Here is a 16,690-nt window from a genome sequence, read left to right as displayed (position 1 = left end):
GAAAGCCCGTCAGAGGGATTTCTTATAACCGATATGGGAAGGGGTAAAGCCGAGCCTGTCATAGAAGCGATGCGCCTGGGCGCGACTTTTGTTGGTCGTGAACTGCATCAGCGTGCAGCCCGCCGCCCGCGCCCGCGCCTCGGCATCCGCGATCAGGACCTCGCCGATGCGCTGGCCGCGCAGATGGCCGGCGACGCGCACCCCCTCGATCTGGGCGCGGCGCGCGGCGGTCAGCGACAGGCCCGAGATGAAGGTGATCTGGTAGCAGGCGACGACGGTATCACCGACCGTCCCGACGACCAGAAGGTTCGCGCCTTCGTCCTGCATGGCGTCGAAGGCGGCCACATAGGGGGCAAGATCCGTGCCTTCGCGACCCTTGCCCAGCATGTCATCAGCCAGCAGGGCTACGACGGCCGCCACATCGCCGCGACTGGCGGGGCGAAAGTTGACGGTCACAGGATCGGCGCGGTCGCGCGTGCGATGAAGTTGCGGATCTTTTCCGCGTCCTTGACGCCCGGCGCGCTTTCCACGCCCGAGGACACATCGACCCCCTGCGCACGGGTCAGGCGGATCGCCTGGGCGACATTGTCCGGCGTCAGCCCCCCGGCCAGCAACCAGGGCTTCAGGATCTGACGGCCTGCCAGAATCCGCCAGTCGAAGGCCAACCCGTTCCCGCCGGGCAACGCCGCATCCTTGGGCGCCTTGGCGTCGATCAGAAGCATGTCGGCGACGAGGCCGTAGTCCCAGACAGCCTCAAGATCCTCGGGCTCGGCCACGCCGACCGCCTTCATCACCGGCAGCCCGGTCAGCGCCTTGACCTCGGTCACGCGCTGCGGTGTTTCGGAGCCGTGGAGTTGGATCACGTCCAGCGGCACGGTGGCCAGCGTGCTTTCCAGCGTGGCATCATCGGGATTCACGAACAGTCCCACCCGCGCAATGCCCAGCGGCACGTCGGCCACCAGGGACGCCGCCTGAAGCGGCGTCACATGACGGGGAGACTTGGGGAAGAAGACAAAACCAAGGTAGCGCGCGCCTGCCTTGATCGCCGCATCGACGGCCTGCGGGTCATTCAAGCCGCAGATCTTGACCGAAACCGACATGGCTTAGCGCAGAGCCGGAACGCTGGCGCCGCCGGCACCCGAGGCCGGGCGCGCAGAGGCGTCGTCGAGGATCGCCAGGACTTCGTCCCTGGGCTTTGCATGGGTGCGACGAAGGTCGCCCACCTCACGCTCAAGCCGCGCCAGTTCGCGGGCACGGGCCTTGGCCTCGGCGCGCTGGCTGGATTCGCGCATCCATTCCCAGACCAGGCCGATCAGCAGTCCAAAGACCATCGCCAGGAAAAGCGCAAGGAAAGCGGGCATCGTCACCGACCACTGCCCGCCCGTGAAGCGCGTCAGGTTTTCAGGAAGCAGGCTGACCGTCATCGCACCGCGATTGGCCAAGGCTACAAGGATCAGAACCGCCGCAAGAAGGACGATGAAAAACAGCCGGATCGCGCGCATGCTTACCCCAGAGTCGAACAGGCCGCCAATCTGGACTATTCGTCGCCGTCGTTCAACCGTTCGCGCAGCAGCTTCCCGGTCTTGAAGAAGGGAACATGCTTCTGATCGACGCTGACAGACTCTCCGGTGCGCGGATTCCTGCCCTGTCGGGCGTCGCGCTGCTTGACCGAGAAGGCGCCGAACCCGCGAAGTTCGACCCGGTCACCCCGCGCCATCGCGCCGATGATCTCTTCGAACACGGTGTTGACGATCCGCTCGACATCGCGCTGGAACAGGTGGGGATTCTCTTCTGAAATCTTCTGGATCAGTTCGGATCGGATCATCTCGGTTCCCGATTTTGGCAAGGGCCCAACAACTACCTGCGCAAACGATCTTAGATCAGCGCCCGTTTCTTTCAATGCCAGAACGTGCCGCGCCCCAAAAAGGTTGCCGGATTTTTTAAAGAGATCACGAACTTCGGCGGGATCTCGCATGAAAAACGCCCCCGACCGACCGGCCGGAGGCGTCCTTGACTGTCACAAAAGGCGATCAGCCCTTGTTCTTCAGCGCGGCGCCCAGGATGTCGCCCAGCGAAGCGCCCGAGTCGGACGAGCCGAACTGTTCGACGGCTTCACGCTCTTCGGCGATTTCGCGTGCCTTGATCGACAGGCCCAGACGGCGGGTCTTGGTGTCGATGTTGGTGACGCGGACGTCGACATGGTCACCGATCTGGAAGCGCTCGGGGCGCTGGTCCTGACGGTCGCGGGCCAGGTCCGAACGACGGATGAAGGACTTCATGCCGTTGTATTCGACCTCGATGCCACCATCTTCGATCGCCGTCACGGTGACGGTGATGACCGAACCACGCTTCACGCCTTCGACGGCTTCAGCGATGGCGTCGTTTTCCAGAGCCTTGATCGAGAGCGAGATACGCTCTTTCTCGACGTCGACTTCCTGAACAACGGCTTTCACCACGTCGCCCTTGCGGAAGTCCTGGATGGCGTCTTCGCCACGGGTATCCCACGAGATGTCCGACAGGTGAACCATGCCGTCGATATCGCCGTCCAGGCCAACGAACAGACCGAATTCGGTGATGTTCTTGACTTCGCCTTCGATGACGGTGCCGACCGGATGGGTCTCGGCGAAGACTTCCCACGGGTTGCGCATGGTCTGCTTGAGACCCAGCGAAACGCGGCGTTTGGCTTCGTCGATTTCCAGGACCATGACGTCAACCTCTTGCGAGGTCGAGACGATCTTGCCGGGATGGACGTTTTTCTTGGTCCAGGACATTTCCGAAACGTGGACCAGACCTTCGACACCGGCTTCCAACTCGACGAACGCGCCGTAGTCGGTGATGTTGGTCACGCGGCCAGCATGGACCGAGCCAATCGGGAACTTGTTGGCGACGGTATCCCACGGATCGGCCTGAAGCTGCTTCATGCCCAGGCTGATGCGGTGGGTTTCCTTGTTGATCTTGACGACTTGGACCTTGACGGTCTCGCCGATCGACAGGATCTCGGACGGGTGGTTGACGCGGCGCCAGGCCATGTCGGTAACGTGCAGCAGGCCGTCGACGCCGCCCAGGTCAACGAACGCACCGTATTCGGTGATGTTCTTGACCACGCCCTCGACCGTCTGACCTTCGGTCAGGTTGGCGATGACTTCGGCGCGCTGTTCGGCGCGGCTTTCTTCCAGGATTGCGCGGCGCGACACGACGATGTTGCCACGGCGGCGGTCCATTTTCAGGATCTGGAACGGCTGCTTCAGACCCATCAGCGGGCCGGCGTCGCGCACCGGGCGGACGTCGACTTGCGAACCCGGAAGGAAGGCAACAGCGCCGCCCAGGTCGACGGTGAAGCCGCCCTTGACGCGACCGAAGATGGCGCCTTCGACGCGCTCTTCAGCGGCATAGGCTTTTTCCAGACGATCCCAGGCTTCTTCGCGGCGAGCTTTCTCGCGCGAGATCGAGGCTTCGCCACGGGCGTTCTCGACGCGGTCCAGATAGACCTCGACTTCGTCGCCGACCGAGATGTTCGGGGCTTCGCCGGGATTTGCGAATTCTTTCAGATCGACGCGGCCTTCCATCTTGTAGCCGACATCGATGATGGCCTGGCCCGCCTCGATGGCGATGACCTTGCCCTTGACGACCGAACCTTCGTCCGGAGTGTCGATTTCGAGGCTTTCGTTCAGGAGGGCCTCGAATTCCTCCATGGTCGCTTTAGCGCACATATAAATCTAGTTTCCTTTGCGTGGTTTTCTGGCCTGGCGGTTGTCTCCGCCGGTCTTGTTCTGGGCGTCGGGATAAGCACAAAGGGTCGCGGCAAAGGCCCGACCCCTGAGTGACATGGCCTGTCATGGCCCCATCTCTTGTCCCAACGCGGGCGATATAGCGATTAATCCACAGGCTGGCAAGGCTTTCCGGGTCAGAGGGGCGAATGCGGAACCGGCATTTTCCCCTGCCCGCTCCTTCAAGCCCCCGCCTTTTGCGCCAACCCGACGGCCAATTCCACCGCCTCGTCGATCGAAAGCGCCGAGGTGTCGATCAGGACCGCATCATCGGCCGGCCGCATCGGGGCGACATCGCGCGCGGCGTCCCGGGCGTCGCGTTCGCGCAACTCACCAAGGATGACGGACTCATCCGCGCCCAGTTCCAGCGCCCGCCGCCGCGCCCTGATCTCATCCGAGGCGGTGATGTAAAGCTTCAGTTCGGCATCGGGGCAGATTACCGTGCCGATATCGCGCCCGTCCAGCACGGCGCCGGGTTCGGTCCGGGCATACCTGCGCTGGAAATCGACCAATGCGGCCCGCACCTCGGGGATGGCCGCGACGCGGCTTGCCGCCTGCCCGGCCGCCGCCGTGCGCAGATCGTCGCGCTGAAGGTCGCCCGCGCTCAACCCGCGTGCGGCCACGATAGGATCGCCGCCTAGCGCGCCCACGGCACGGTAAAGCAGGCCCGTATCCAGGTGGCCAAAGCCAAAGCGATCAGCAAGGGCGCGCGCGATCGTCCCCTTCCCCGAAGCGGCAGGACCGTCGATGGCGATGGTGAATGGCATGTCGGGCATCCTTGATCCGAGCGGCTTTTCATGCGCGGGCTAACCGTCGCGAGCCCCGCCGGTCAAGGCGCAAAAGCATGGCGCCCAAAGGAAAACGCCGGCCCAAGGGACCGGCGTTTCCAGATCTGTAAAGATCGGACGGATCAGTTGCCGCCGCGGGTCTTGGCGACCTCGGCCGCAAAGTCCTCTTCTTTCTTCTCGATGCCTTCGCCGACCATCACGCGGGCATAGCCGGTGATTTCGACGCCGGCATCTTTCGCAGCCTGCTCGACGGTCAGGTCGGGGTTCACCACGAAGGGCTGGCCCAGCAGCGTGTTCTCGGCGACGAATTTCTTCATCCGGCCCGGAATGATGTTGTTCTGGATCACGGCCTCGGGCTTCGGCTTTGCCGAAGAGGCGTTTTCTTCCAGCGCCTTCGCGGTCTGGACTTCCAGTTCGCGGGCCAGAAGCGCCGGGTCAAGCGTCGCTTCCGACAGCGAGACCGGGCTCGTCGCCGCGATATGCATCGCGAATTGCTTGCCGATTGCCTGCGCCTTCTCGGCATCGCCTTTCAGCGCGACCAGCACGCCGATCTTGCCCATGCCTTCGGTCGCGGCGTTGTGGACATAGGACACAACGGTGTCGCCTTCCAGAACGTGCAGACGGCGCAGGGTCAGGTTCTCGCCGATGCGGGCGATGGCGTCGGTCACGACTTCCGAAACGGGCTTGCCGTTCAGATGCGTGGCTTTCAGCACTTCGACGTCGGTGGCGGTTTCCAGAGCGACGTTGGTGATCTCGCGCACCAGCGACTGGAAGTCGGCGTTCTTGGCGACAAAGTCGGTTTCCGAGTTCACCTCGACGGCGACACCCCGGCCAGCGGCGACAGAGACGCCCACCAGGCCCTCGGCGGCGACGCGGTCGGCCTTCTTGGCGGCTTTCGCCAGACCCTTGGTGCGCAGCCAGTCAACCGCGGCTTCCATGTCGCCGTCGGTTTCGGTCAGCGCCTTCTTGGCGTCCATCATGCCTGCGCCGGTCGTTTCGCGCAGCTCTTTCACCATCGCAGCGGTGATAGCCATCCGATGTCTCCTTGTTCTCTCAACGCGTCAGGCGGGGCTTATCCCCGCCTGATGAATGTTCCGTGAAACCCGTTCAGGCGTCCGCGCTGCGGACGCCCGGTCACCGGCTCAGGCTTCGGCGGCAGGTGCTTCGACTTCGCCTTCCAGCTCTTCGGCGATGCTGGCTTCCAGCGCGCCAAGGTCGACACCGGCAGCACCCATCTGGGCGGTCATGCCGTCCAGCGCAGCGCGCGAGGCCAGGTCGCAGTAAAGAGCGATGGCGCGGGCGGCGTCGTCGTTGCCCGGGATGACATAGTCAACGCCTTTGGGCGAGCAGTTGGTATCGACGATGGCGACAACCGGGATGCCCAGTTTCTTCGCTTCGGCGATGGCCAGGTCTTCCTTGTTCACGTCGATGACGAACAGCAGGTCCGGCAGGCCGCCCATTTCGCGGATACCGCCCAGCGAGGCCTGAAGCTTGGCCTGCTCGCGTTCCATCTGGAGACGCTCTTTCTTGGTCAGGCCGTCAGCGCCGCCCGCCATGGTCTCGTCGATGGCTTTCAGGCGCTGGATCGACTGGGAAACGGTTTTCCAGTTGGTCAGCGTGCCACCCAGCCAGCGGTGGTTCATGTAGTACTGGGCCGATTTCTCGGCGGCTTCAGCGATGGCTTTCTGGGCCTGGCGCTTGGTGCCGACGAACAGAACCCGACCACCTTTCGCGACGGTGTCGCGGACGGCCTGCAGAGCGGCGTCCAGCATCGGGACGGTCTGGGTCAGGTCGAAAATGTGGATGCCGTTACGTTCACCATAGATGAACTCGGCCATACGGGGGTTCCAGCGTTGGGTCTGGTGGCCGTAGTGAACGCCAGCTTCAAGCAGCTGACGCATGGAGAATTCAGGAAGCGCCATATCAAGGTCCTTTCCGGTTTGCGCCTTGGCGGGGTTTTCAGGGATCCCGACGGATGCCCCAACCGGTGGACCTGCGAAGGATTTCTCCCCTCGAAGGCCCGACCCCACCTGTGAAGTGCGCGCCGGATAGTCGCTTTCCCCAAGGATTGCAAGCACGGATCGCGAAGCATGGAAAAATCGCTCGCTGAGAGCCGGCAGCGACCCCTTGCACCGCCGCCCGCCAACGGCTAACTGAAACCTGATGCCGGTTTAGCTCAGCAGGTAGAGCAGCTGATTTGTAATCAGAAGGTCGTGGGTTCGATTCCTATAACCGGCACCAAAAATCCCCGAACCGTTTATTGCTTGCGAAGAATCTTTCGCACGAAGGTGTGCAGCATCTTCCGCACGGCCTCGCGCTCGGTCATGCCGGGCAGCCATCGGCCAAGGTCGCCCACCAGCATTTTGGTGATCGCGCCAAAGGCAAAGGTGTGCGCGGTCGACACCAGCAGTTCCAGATCCTCGTCCTTGTCCAGCAGCCCCATGTCGCAGGCGCGCCCCAGCATCCGCTGCATCAATTCATGGATCGCGGTTTCATAGCGCATGAGTTCGCCGTTCTGGCGAAACTCGTTGTCGGGCATCGAACCGATGATGCTTGCCTCGCGCGGGTGCAGATAGGCCCATTCGACATAGACATCGGCCAGCATCTCGAACTGGGTGATCGGGTCGCTGTCCGTGACGCCCGCCATGACACGCACGAATTGGTCATGCAGCCGCATCAGGGCGTTCTGTGCCATTGCACCCAGCAGTGCATTCTCATCCGGGAACAGGTCGAGCAGGCCGCCCCGATCAATCCCCAGTTCATCCTCGACCATCCCGATCGAGGGAATCGCGCCATGCCGAGACAGAAGTCCGGTAAACGCCTCAACCGCGTCGGAATACAGATTGCCGCCTGGACGACCTGGGTATCGCATCCTTGTTGCTCCTCTACCGGCACCGGAATCACGGTGCCGGTCAGATTTTTCAGAATCGGGTGGGCAAAATCAGAATACCCGGGCGAGCGCCACCACAACGCTCGCCCGGCTAAGTCAGTACAAGTTACAAAACAACCACTTAACGGAAACAACGATACTTGCCACCTACTGGCTACCGTATCGCATGGATCCTCAGCCGGCGGTAGTTGTCCCTTTGGGCAACCATTCTCGGGCAAGCCTATACTTTCAGGCAGCATTTCATGGAAAAACCGACCGAATCAACACTGCGATGATCGGCTTGACCGAAACGGCGGAACACCGCTTGGCCAGCCCCGGCAGGTGCCCGCCCGCCTCGAAATGCGCGTTGGCGGGTTCCGGCGACATCTGCGCGCAGGTGGTTTTCCTGCCCGGATTTGGTCGCTAGTGTGCGCCGACACGACCAGACGATCAGGAGTTCTCGATACATGCAGGTGGTCTATCACTGCGGGGCGCATGGCACCGATCTGTACCGCATGGTCAAGACGCTCATGCAGAATCGCGACTGGCTTCTGGCGAATGGTGTCGAATCCCTGACCCCCGCCAAGCACCGCGACGTCTTCAACGAGGCCCTGAAGGCATTGGACGGCGGCCCCGCCACCCCCGAGGTCGAGCAGGTGCTGCTGGACGCCATACTGGAAACCGACCACCCCCGGCGCCTGATCTTCAGCACGCCGACCTTCCTGGGCAAGGCAGAGCGCGCGATTTCCGTGGACGGGCTTTATTACAACGCCGCGGAAAAGCTGGCGGCGCTTGCGAACCTGTTCCCCAGCGCCGATGTCGAGATCTATCTGGCGCTGAAGAACCCGGCCACGCTTCTGCCCTTTGTGTTTTCGCAGGACGCGACCGGCACCTATGAGCAGGTCATGGCCGCGATCCCGCCCGAGTCCCTTCGCTGGGCCCCCGCGATCCGGCGCATCAGGGCTGCGCTGCCCGACCAGCGGCTGGTGCTGTGGTGCCACGAAGACACCTCGCTGATCTGGCCCGAAGTGGTGCGAAACATCGCGACCATGCCCAGCGATGTGCCGCTGCGCGCCGGGCTGCAGGTTCTGGGCGACATCATGCGTCCCGAGGGGATCGAAATGATCCGCGAAGAGATGTCGCGCGAAACGCGCCTGACCGTGGAAAAGCGTCGCGCCATCTTTGCCGCCGCGCTGGCCCGCCACGCCTTGCCCGAACAGATGGAGATCGAGGTGAACCTGCCGGGCTGGACGCAGGACCTCGTCAACCAGATCACCGATCTTTATGACGAGGATGTCGCCGAGATCGCGGCGATGCCAGGCGTCGAATTCATCATGCCCTGATGAAAAAAGGGGGCCTTCGCCCCCTGCTTCAGACCATGCCGAGCGCGGCCTTGTACATTTCAAGGATCGCCTCTTCCTCGGCGATGTCGTCCTTGTCGCGCTTGCGCAGCGCGATCACCTTGCGCATGACCTTGGTGTCATAACCACGCGCCTTCGCCTCGGCCATCAGCTCTTTCTGGCGCTCGGCCACGTCCTTCTTTTCCGCATCGAGCTGCTCGAATTGCTCGATGAACTGGCGCAGCTCGCCCGCCGCGACGCCATAGGTGTTGTCGTCACTCATGTCCGCTCCTTTGTCTTTGGCTGCGGTCTAGGCGGTCTTGCAGGCTTGTGCAATCGCCGCTAGTCCCCGAGCAGATGAAGGACGGAGTGGGCCAATGACGATCTGGGACGGGCTGATCTGGGGCGGAACTGTTCTGACGGTGGCAGGACTGGCCGCGCTGTGCTGGTGCATCCTGACCGCGGCGCGCGCCAGAAAGCTGGGCAATGACGATGCCATGCGCAGCGTCATGCGCAAGGTGGTCGCCGTGAACATGGCGGCTCTTGCAGCCTCGGTCTTCGGGCTGATGTTCGTCATTCTTGGCATCGCGTTGGGCAAATGACATGCGCGCGCTGATCCAAAGGGTTCAAGAGGCCGAGGTCAGGGTCGACGGCGACAGCATCGGGCGCATCGGATGCGGGCTGCTGGTGCTGGTTTGCGCCATGCAGGGCGATCCCGACGATGCCCCGGAAAAGCTGGCCGCGCGTGTCGCGAAACTGCGTATCTTCCGCGACGAAGCTGGCAAGATGAACCGATCGGTCACGGATATCGGGGGCGCGGCGCTGGTCGTCAGCCAGTTCACCTTGGCCGCCGATACCCGCACCGGCAACCGCCCCGGTTTCTCAACAGCCGAGGCGCCCGCGCGCGGCGAGGCGCTGTACCTGCGCTTTGCCGATGCCCTGCGCGCGCTTGGCCTGCCCGTGGAAACCGGCAGCTTCGGCGCGGACATGAAGGTGTCGCTGGTGAACGACGGACCGGTGACGATCTGGATGGATACCACCGAGCGCGCTTGACTTTTACGGCCCGCGCCCTCATGTGCAGACCGTTGCCGGGCGCTGCCGCGTGAGCAGCCGACGTCAGATTGCGTCAGGCCGGCCCAATTTTCCAGTTTCCCATTCACGCGGGGAGGCATGCGGGTTCCGTATCGCACCCGCCCCTCGCAACCGCCGCAGTCCCGGATCAACCGGCTCGCGGCCCCGTGCCATATGCGCCGATACGCGGGCAATATGGCTGAAAGATGACATGACCAACGAAACTCCGCGCCCGAACCGTTCGGGCAAGCCCCGTTTTCAGGGCGACCACAAACCGCGCGGCGAACAGGGCGCCAAGCCGCAATTCCGCGGCGGCAACGCCAAGCCGACGACCAACCACCGCCGCCACCGCGAAGAGCCGGAAGAGAAGTTCATCCGCCGCGCGATCCCCGATATCGACACGCCCTTTACCCGCATGGGGATTGATGCGCGCGTCGCGGTGAACCTGCCCCCGATGGGGATCGAGGCCCCCTCTCCCATCCAGGAAAAATCCATTCCCGGCATCGTCGCCGGTCGTGACCTGCTGGGCCTTGCCCAGACCGGCACTGGAAAGACGGCGGCCTTCGGCCTGCCGATGCTGACGCGACTGCTGAATATCGGCCGCAAGCCCGAGCCCAAAACCTGCCGCGCGCTGATCCTTGCCCCGACCCGGGAACTGGCGACCCAGATCGCTGAAAACATCGACGCCTATGCTGCCGGCACGGCGATCCGGCAGTTCCGCGTTGTCGGCGGTGCCTCGATCAACGTCCAGACCATGCGCATGGAGCGTGGCGTCGACGTTCTGATCGCCACCCCCGGCCGCCTGATCGACCTGATCGAGCGCGGCGCCGTCGATCTGTCGCAGACCAAGTATCTGGTGCTGGACGAGGCCGACCAGATGCTGGACATCGGCTTCATCCACGCGCTGCGCCGCATCGCCAAGATGTTGCCGCGCGACCGTCAGACGCTGCTTTTCTCGGCCACCATGCCGAAGCTGATGGAAGAGCTTGCCGAAAGCTATCTGAGCGACCCGCTGAAGGTCGCGGTGAACCCTCCGGGGCAGGCAGCGGCCAAGATCGATCAGGGCGTCCACTTCGTCACGCAGGGTGACAAGGCGACGCTGCTGGCCGAATACCTGGGCAAGCACCGTGACGAACTGGCCATTGTTTTCGGTCGCACCAAGCATGGCTGCGAAAAGCTGTCCAAGCTGCTTGAAAAATGGGGCTTCAAGGTCGCCTCGATCCACGGCAACAAATCGCAGGGCCAGCGTGAACGGGCGCTGTCCGGCTTCCGCGCCGGGGAGACCAAGGTGCTGGTCGCGACCGACGTGGCCGCCCGCGGGATCGACATCCCCGAGGTCGCGCATATCTACAACTACGACCTGCCGAACGTGCCGGAGAACTACGTCCACCGCATCGGCCGCACCGCGCGCGCCGGTCGTGATGGTCGGGCCATCGCCTTCTGCGCCCCGGCCGAGATCGGAGAGCTTCGCGCCATCGAAAAGGCGATGAAGTCGCAGATCCCCGTCGTCGGTGGCGAGGTGCCGTTCGAGGCCAGCAAGATCCGCGAACGTGGCGGCCCCGCCGGTCGTCCGGGCAACAACAATGCCCAGGGCGCGCGCAAGCGTCCCGCCCGCCGCCCCTCGCGCGCGCCGAAATCGGTTCAGCGCGACTAAAGATTGCGTGAGCCGCCGCGCCCCTGTGCGCGGCGGCTTGCGGCCCTTGTCCGGCCAAGGCTATCTGCCCGCCATGGCCAAGCTTTATTTCCATTACTCGACGATGAATGCAGGCAAGAGCACGCTTTTGCTGCAGGCGTCCTACAACTATCGCGAACGCGGGATGCAGACGCTGCTGCTGACCGCCGCGCTTGACGATCGTGCCGGCGCGGGTGTCATCGCCAGCCGGATCGGCATCGCTGAGCCCGCCACCGCCTTTACCCCCAGGACAGATCTTTTCGCCCTGATCTCGGAGCAGGGTCGTGATTGCGCCTGCGTCTTCGTCGACGAGGCGCAGTTCCTGACCGAGGAGCAGGTCTGGCAACTGGCGCGCGTCGCGGATGATCTTGGCCTGCCGGTGATGTGCTACGGCCTGCGCGTCGACTTCCGCGGCCAGTTGTTCCCCGGATCGGCCGCCCTGCTGGCCTGGGCCGACGATATGCGCGAAGTCCGCACAATCTGCCATTGCGGGCGCAAGGCCACCATGGTCGTGCGCCAGGATGACCGGGGCCGTGTCCTGCGCCAGGGGGCGCAGGTCCAGATCGGCGGCAATGAAACCTATGTGTCGCTCTGCCGCCGCCACTGGCGCGAAGCAGTGGGAGAAATCTGATGGACGCCCGAAACTCGACCCGCGCTTATGGCGGGATCGCCCGCCTGTTCCACTGGACCGTGGCCGCCCTTATTCTTGCCGCCATTGCCCTGGGACTTTACGCGGGCAACCTGCCGCGGGGAAACGAGGCACAGTTGCAGGCGATCTTTGCCGCCTTTTCCTGGCATAAGACCGTCGGCGTCGCAGCGCTGCTGCTGGCCTTGCTGCGTATCCTGTGGACGCTGACGCAGCGCAAGCCGCGCCCGCTGCATCCCGGCCGCAGGCTAGAACTTTTCGTCGCCGAGGCCGTCCATTGGGCCCTGTGGATCGGCATGGTCATCATGCCCCTGACCGGCTGGTTGCTACACTCCGCCGCCCCCGGCGGCTTTTCCCGCATCCTGTGGCCCCTGGGACAGCGCCTGCCTTTTGTCCCCCAGGATGCCGCGCTGTCGGAAAGGATCGCGCATTTCCATTCGACTGGCTGGTGGGTGCTGGCGGGGCTGATCGTGCTGCATGTCGCAGGCGCCTTGAAGCACGCGTTCATCGACCGGGATGGCACCCTGTCGCGGATGGCTGGCGATCCCGCGAAGGCACCCGAACCACCGGCAAGCCAGGTCAGCACACTGCCCCATTTGTTGGCAGCGATTGCGGCGATTGTCATCTGGATCGGCACCGCGATCATTGCTGCCAGCGGGGCCGAGACTGCGGCGCCCGTCGCTGCGACGGCCCAGCCTGCCGCTGGGTGGGCCGTCGAACAGGGCGCTCTGGGGATCGAGGTCGCGCAGGGCGGATCGCCCATTTCCGGCCAGTTCGGGTCCTGGCAAGCCGCAATCGACTATGACCCCGACGCCCGGGGCGGGCATGTCGCCGTCAAGATCGACATCACCTCGCTGTCGCTGGGCGCGGTCAGCGACAATGCCAAGGGCCCCGACTTCCTGAATGCCACCCAGTTCCCCACGGCCGAGTTCAAGGCAGACATTCTGCCACCGGCAACCGAGGGCGGCCCGCATCTTGCGCGCGGAACACTGAGTATCGCGGGAAAATCCGTCCCGGCGGAACTGCCCTTCTCGCTTGAGATCGCGGGCGAGGAGGCCAAGGCCAAGGGCGAGATGAAGATCGACCGCCGCGATTTCGGGATCGGCGCGGGCTATGCCGACGAAAGCACGGTGGGCTTTCCGGTCACCATCCGCTTTGATCTGACGGCGAAGCGACAGTAGGAAAAATGAAGGGCCGCCCGAAAGGCGGCCCTTTTTTTGGGGTATTTATGAAACGGTGAAAACCGTCAGGCGGGACGCCTGATCAGCCGACCAGTTCCAGACCCGAGAAGAAGAAGGCGATCTCACGCGCTGCCGCTTCGGGGCTGTCCGAACCGTGGACCGAGTTTTCGCCGACCGACAGGGCGAATTCCTTGCGGATGGTGCCTTCATCGGCATTGGCCGGGTTGGTCGCGCCCATCACTTCGCGGTTCTTCAGGATGGCGCCTTCGCCTTCCAGAACTTGAACGACGACCGGTTCCGAGATCATGAACTCGGTCAGTTCGCCGAAGAAGGGGCGTTCTTTGTGCTCGGCATAGAACTGGCCGGCTTGCGCCAGGGTCAGCTGGATGCGCTTTTGCGCGACGATGCGCAGGCCCGCATCTTCGAACTTCGCGTTGATCTTGCCGGTCAGGTTGCGCTTGGTGGCGTCGGGCTTGATGATCGAAAGGGTGCGTTCGGTCGCCATGTCGGATGTCCTTTTGGTTTTGGGGGCCGATTGGCCCTGAAATCCGCGCCCGGTTATCACGCGCGCCGCGCATTGAAAAGGCGCTGCGGCATTGACGCCCGGCGCGCCTTGCGCCATGCCGGACGCCATGCTGCGCATCGATGACATATCCTATTCCATTGCCGGTCGGCCGCTGTTCGAGCAGGCCTCAGCAACCATTCCCGGCGGCCACAAGGTCGGCCTTGTCGGCCCGAACGGGGCAGGCAAGACGACGTTGTTCCGCCTGATCCGGGGCGAATTGACGCTGGACGGGGGGACGATCACCCTGCCGCCGCGCGCCCGCATCGGCGGCGTCGCCCAAGAGGCGCCCGGAACCGCGACCAGCGTGCTGGACACCGTTCTGGCTGCCGATACCGAACGGGCCGGCCTGCTGGCCGAGGCCGAGCACGCGACCGATCCCACCCGCATCGCCGAGATCCAGACCCGGCTGGCCGATATCGACGCCTGGTCGGCCGAAGCCCGCGCGGCGACGATCCTGCGCGGATTGGGCTTCTCGACCGAGGACCAGGCCAGACCGACCAGCGACTATTCCGGCGGCTGGCGGATGCGCGTTGCGCTGGCCGGGGTTCTGTTCTCGCAACCGGATCTGCTGCTGCTCGACGAACCGACGAACTATCTGGACCTTGAAGGCGCGCTGTGGCTGGAAAGCTATCTCCAGCGCTATCCGCATACCGTCATCGTCATCAGCCACGACCGCGACCTGCTGAACCGGGCCGTCGGCCACATCCTGCATGTCGAAGCCCGCAAGCTGACGCTTTACACCGGGGGATATGACACCTTCGCGCGGACCCGTGCCGAGAAACGCGCCCTGCAGGCCGCCGAGGCCAAGAAGCAGGATGCTCGCCGCGCCCATCTGCAAAGCTTTGTCGACCGCTTCCGCGCCAAGGCCAGCAAGGCCGTGCAGGCGCAGGCACGCATCAAGATGCTGGCCAAGATGGAGCCGATCACCGCCCCGGAAGAGGCGAAGTTTCACCGCTTCACCTTCCCCCAGCCGGACCAGCTTTCGCCGCCCATCGTTTCTCTGGACGGGCTGTCCGTTGGTTATGACGGCCGCGCGGTCCTGAAGAAGCTGGATCTGCGCATCGACCAGGACGACCGCATTGCCCTGCTGGGCCGCAATGGCCAGGGCAAATCCACCTTGTCGAAGCTGCTGGCCGGCCGGCTTGAGCCCATGGAAGGCCGCATCGCCCGTTCGGGCAAGCTGCGGATCGGCTATTTCGCACAGCACCAGGTCGACGAACTGGAACTGGACGACACGCCGCTGGATCATGTCCGCAGGCTGCGTCCCGATGAAGCACCGCCACGGCTCCGCGCCAGGCTGGCCGGATTCGGGCTGATGGAGGCGCAGGCCCAGACCAAAGTGGGCCAGTTGTCAGGCGGCCAGAAGGCGCGCCTTTCCCTGCTGCTTGCGACGATCGACGCACCGCACCTGCTGATCCTGGACGAACCGACCAACCACCTGGATATCGAAAGCCGTGAGGCGCTGACCGAGGCGCTGAACGACTATACCGGGGCGGTGGTGCTGGTCAGTCACGACATGCACTTGCTGAACCTGGTTGCGGATCGTCTGTGGCTGGTCGATCAGGGTGGCGTGTCTGCCTGGCAGGGCGATCTTGACGATTACCGGCGGATGCTGCTGTCGGGCGACGACAAGGCCGAGATCCGTGCCGAGGGGAAGACGGTGCAGAAGCGCCCCTCGCGCGACCGGATTCTGGAATTGCGGGCCGAGGCACGCAAGGCTGAGGAACGGATCGAGAAGCTGAGCGCGATGCTGGAAAAGCTGGACGCCATCATGGCCGATCCATCGACCTATGACGACGCGCTGAAGGTCGAGCAATTCGGCCGGAAGCATGCCGAGGCGAGTGAGGCGATGCTGCGCGCCGAGGGCTTGTGGATGAAGGCGCTTGAGCGGCTGGAAGAGGCCGAGCGGACCTGAATGCAACACTCGGGAATTATGCGGGCGCTCCGCATGTTCCCGGGTTGAGATTTGGGGCAGAATCGTCAATAGCTTGCGACCAACCACCCCTCCCCCGGATGCCCCGATGCGCTGCCTGTTCGCCATTGCCCTTCTGTCGACCTCGGCTTTGGCCATGCCCGCGCATGCGCAGTGGATCAACAACATCAGCGAAGCCTCTTTCGACGTCGGCGCCGGTATCAGCTATGGCCCCGGCTATTTCGGTGACGACGACGTCGAGCTGGGCCCTTGGGGCACCATGCGCAACCTGACGCTTGGGACCGAAGACGGTGAGGAAAAGCAGGGCTTCGCGCTGATCCCCTCATTCGGCTATATCGGCGACCGCAAGGCGGACGACCACGAAGAGCTGCGCGGACTGGACGACATCGACTGGACGGGCGAAGTCGGCTTGCGCGTGAACTATGTCGCGGGCGATTCGACCAGCTATGCCGCCGCGCGCGTGGGGATCGGCGGGCATGATGGCCTAGTGGGCGAGATCGGGACGAAATACCGCTTCATCATCAACGACAAGCTGACGCTGTGGACTACGGCGGAACTGCAGCTTGGCGATGACAGCTTCACCGACACCTATTTCGGCGTCACCGAAGATGAATCGGTGGCCAGCGGATTGCGCAGCTATGACCCCTCGGGCGGGATCTATGCGGCCAATGTCGCGCTGGAAGCGCGCTACAGCCTGACGCCCAAGACATCGATTCTGGGCAAGATCACCTATGGTCGGCTGCTTTACGATGCAGGCGACAGCCCCGTCGTCCAGGACCGCAACCAGCCCGAGATCAACCTGGGCATCGCGCGACGGTTGAACTTCCGCTTCTGATCACGTCCCGCTTGCGCACTGGA

General features: G+C 63.9%; 19 protein-coding genes and 1 tRNA gene. 9 read left to right on the top strand and 11 right to left on the bottom strand.

What is annotated here, in order from left to right; all coding sequences use genetic code 11:
• Positions 1-9 precede the first annotated feature (9 nt).
• From RM190_RS17870 to rpsB, 8 genes are all read right to left on the bottom strand, one after another.
• Positions 10-456, bottom strand: a complete 447-nt coding sequence (locus RM190_RS17870) for a GNAT family N-acetyltransferase (protein WP_311760822.1) — start codon at positions 454-456, stop codon at positions 10-12.
• Positions 453-1,100: a phosphoribosylanthranilate isomerase gene (locus tag RM190_RS17865; RefSeq protein WP_311760821.1), complete on the bottom strand. Its 648-nt coding sequence runs from the start codon at positions 1,098-1,100 to the stop codon at positions 453-455. Before RM190_RS17865 ends, RM190_RS17870 begins: the two co-directional genes overlap by 4 nt.
• Positions 1,101-1,103: 3 nt before the next feature.
• Positions 1,104-1,502: a LapA family protein gene (locus tag RM190_RS17860; RefSeq protein ID WP_311760820.1), complete on the bottom strand. Its 399-nt coding sequence runs from the start codon at positions 1,500-1,502 to the stop codon at positions 1,104-1,106.
• A 35-nt stretch (positions 1,503-1,537) separates the two neighbouring features.
• A complete protein-coding gene (gene ihfB, locus RM190_RS17855) occupies positions 1,538-1,825 on the bottom strand; it encodes an integration host factor subunit beta (RefSeq protein WP_311760855.1) in 288 nt (95 codons plus the stop codon).
• Between the two features lie 205 nt (positions 1,826-2,030).
• Positions 2,031-3,710 carry a 30S ribosomal protein S1 gene (gene rpsA, locus RM190_RS17850; protein ID WP_311760819.1) on the bottom strand — a complete coding sequence of 560 codons (1,680 nt, stop codon included), beginning with the start codon at positions 3,708-3,710 and terminating at the stop codon, positions 2,031-2,033.
• Between the two features lie 239 nt (positions 3,711-3,949).
• On the bottom strand, positions 3,950-4,534 hold the full coding sequence (locus RM190_RS17845; protein WP_311760818.1) for a (d)CMP kinase: 585 nt from the start codon (positions 4,532-4,534) through the stop codon (positions 3,950-3,952).
• Between the two features lie 143 nt (positions 4,535-4,677).
• On the bottom strand, positions 4,678-5,589 hold the full coding sequence (gene tsf / locus RM190_RS17840; protein WP_311760817.1) for a translation elongation factor Ts: 912 nt from the start codon (positions 5,587-5,589) through the stop codon (positions 4,678-4,680).
• Between the two features lie 108 nt (positions 5,590-5,697).
• On the bottom strand, positions 5,698-6,477 hold the full coding sequence (gene rpsB, locus RM190_RS17835) for a 30S ribosomal protein S2 (protein WP_311760816.1): 780 nt from the start codon (positions 6,475-6,477) through the stop codon (positions 5,698-5,700).
• A gap of 243 nt (positions 6,478-6,720) precedes the next feature.
• Between rpsB and RM190_RS17830 the strand changes: the two genes are divergently transcribed.
• Positions 6,721-6,796: transfer RNA gene (locus RM190_RS17830), tRNA-Thr, on the top strand.
• 16 nt (positions 6,797-6,812) lie between these two features.
• Here RM190_RS17830 and RM190_RS17825 read toward each other — a convergent pair.
• The gene (locus tag RM190_RS17825; RefSeq protein ID WP_311760815.1) at positions 6,813-7,427 is read right to left on the bottom strand and encodes a TetR/AcrR family transcriptional regulator; all 615 of its coding nucleotides are present in this window, start codon (positions 7,425-7,427) and stop codon (positions 6,813-6,815) included.
• A gap of 464 nt (positions 7,428-7,891) precedes the next feature.
• On the opposite strand from RM190_RS17825, the gene RM190_RS17820 reads away from it, so the two are divergent.
• Complete coding sequence (locus RM190_RS17820) at positions 7,892-8,767, top strand: hypothetical protein (RefSeq protein ID WP_311760814.1); 876 nt, start codon at positions 7,892-7,894, stop codon at positions 8,765-8,767.
• A 28-nt stretch (positions 8,768-8,795) separates the two neighbouring features.
• On the opposite strand, the gene RM190_RS17815 is transcribed toward RM190_RS17820, so the two are convergent.
• Positions 8,796-9,047 carry a DUF2312 domain-containing protein gene (locus RM190_RS17815; RefSeq protein ID WP_311760813.1) on the bottom strand — a complete coding sequence of 84 codons (252 nt, stop codon included), beginning with the start codon at positions 9,045-9,047 and terminating at the stop codon, positions 8,796-8,798.
• Between the two features lie 94 nt (positions 9,048-9,141).
• Between RM190_RS17815 and RM190_RS17810 the strand changes: the two genes are divergently transcribed.
• The 5 genes from RM190_RS17810 to RM190_RS17790 all read left to right on the top strand — a co-directional run bounded on the left by RM190_RS17810 (position 9,142) and on the right by RM190_RS17790 (position 13,334).
• Complete coding sequence (locus tag RM190_RS17810; RefSeq protein WP_311760812.1) at positions 9,142-9,366, top strand: hypothetical protein; 225 nt, start codon at positions 9,142-9,144, stop codon at positions 9,364-9,366.
• Position 9,367: 1 nt separating this feature from the next.
• On the top strand, positions 9,368-9,817 hold the full coding sequence (gene dtd, locus RM190_RS17805) for a D-aminoacyl-tRNA deacylase (protein ID WP_311760811.1): 450 nt from the start codon (positions 9,368-9,370) through the stop codon (positions 9,815-9,817).
• A 229-nt stretch (positions 9,818-10,046) separates the two neighbouring features.
• Positions 10,047-11,489, top strand: a complete 1,443-nt coding sequence (locus RM190_RS17800) for a DEAD/DEAH box helicase (RefSeq protein WP_390908622.1) — start codon at positions 10,047-10,049, stop codon at positions 11,487-11,489.
• A 73-nt stretch (positions 11,490-11,562) separates the two neighbouring features.
• Entirely contained in the window at positions 11,563-12,138 is a 576-nt protein-coding gene (locus tag RM190_RS17795; RefSeq protein ID WP_311760810.1) for a thymidine kinase, read from the top strand.
• On the top strand, positions 12,138-13,334 hold the full coding sequence (locus RM190_RS17790) for a cytochrome b/b6 domain-containing protein (protein WP_311760809.1): 1,197 nt from the start codon (positions 12,138-12,140) through the stop codon (positions 13,332-13,334). The genes RM190_RS17795 and RM190_RS17790 overlap by 1 nt, the downstream gene beginning before the upstream one ends.
• 82 nt (positions 13,335-13,416) lie before the next feature.
• Here the strand turns inward: RM190_RS17790 and ndk are convergent, their stop codons facing one another.
• Positions 13,417-13,839: a nucleoside-diphosphate kinase gene (gene ndk, locus RM190_RS17785; protein ID WP_311760808.1), complete on the bottom strand. Its 423-nt coding sequence runs from the start codon at positions 13,837-13,839 to the stop codon at positions 13,417-13,419.
• Between the two features lie 127 nt (positions 13,840-13,966).
• Here ndk and RM190_RS17780 point away from each other — a divergent pair, with 127 nt between their 5' ends.
• Both RM190_RS17780 and RM190_RS17775 read left to right on the top strand, forming a co-directional pair.
• Positions 13,967-15,814 (top strand): ABC-F family ATP-binding cassette domain-containing protein, encoded by a 1,848-nt coding sequence (locus RM190_RS17780; RefSeq protein WP_311760807.1) that lies wholly within the window; start codon positions 13,967-13,969, stop codon positions 15,812-15,814.
• A gap of 106 nt (positions 15,815-15,920) precedes the next feature.
• Positions 15,921-16,667: a MipA/OmpV family protein gene (locus RM190_RS17775; protein ID WP_311760806.1), complete on the top strand. Its 747-nt coding sequence runs from the start codon at positions 15,921-15,923 to the stop codon at positions 16,665-16,667.
• Positions 16,668-16,690: the final 23 nt, after the last annotated feature.

Source organism: Paracoccus broussonetiae (assembly GCF_031854425.1).
In the GTDB taxonomy this organism is placed as follows: domain Bacteria; phylum Pseudomonadota; class Alphaproteobacteria; order Rhodobacterales; family Rhodobacteraceae; genus Paracoccus; species Paracoccus broussonetiae.
Note: the sequence above shows the minus strand (reverse complement) of the source record. Positions and strands in the feature narration are given on the sequence as shown.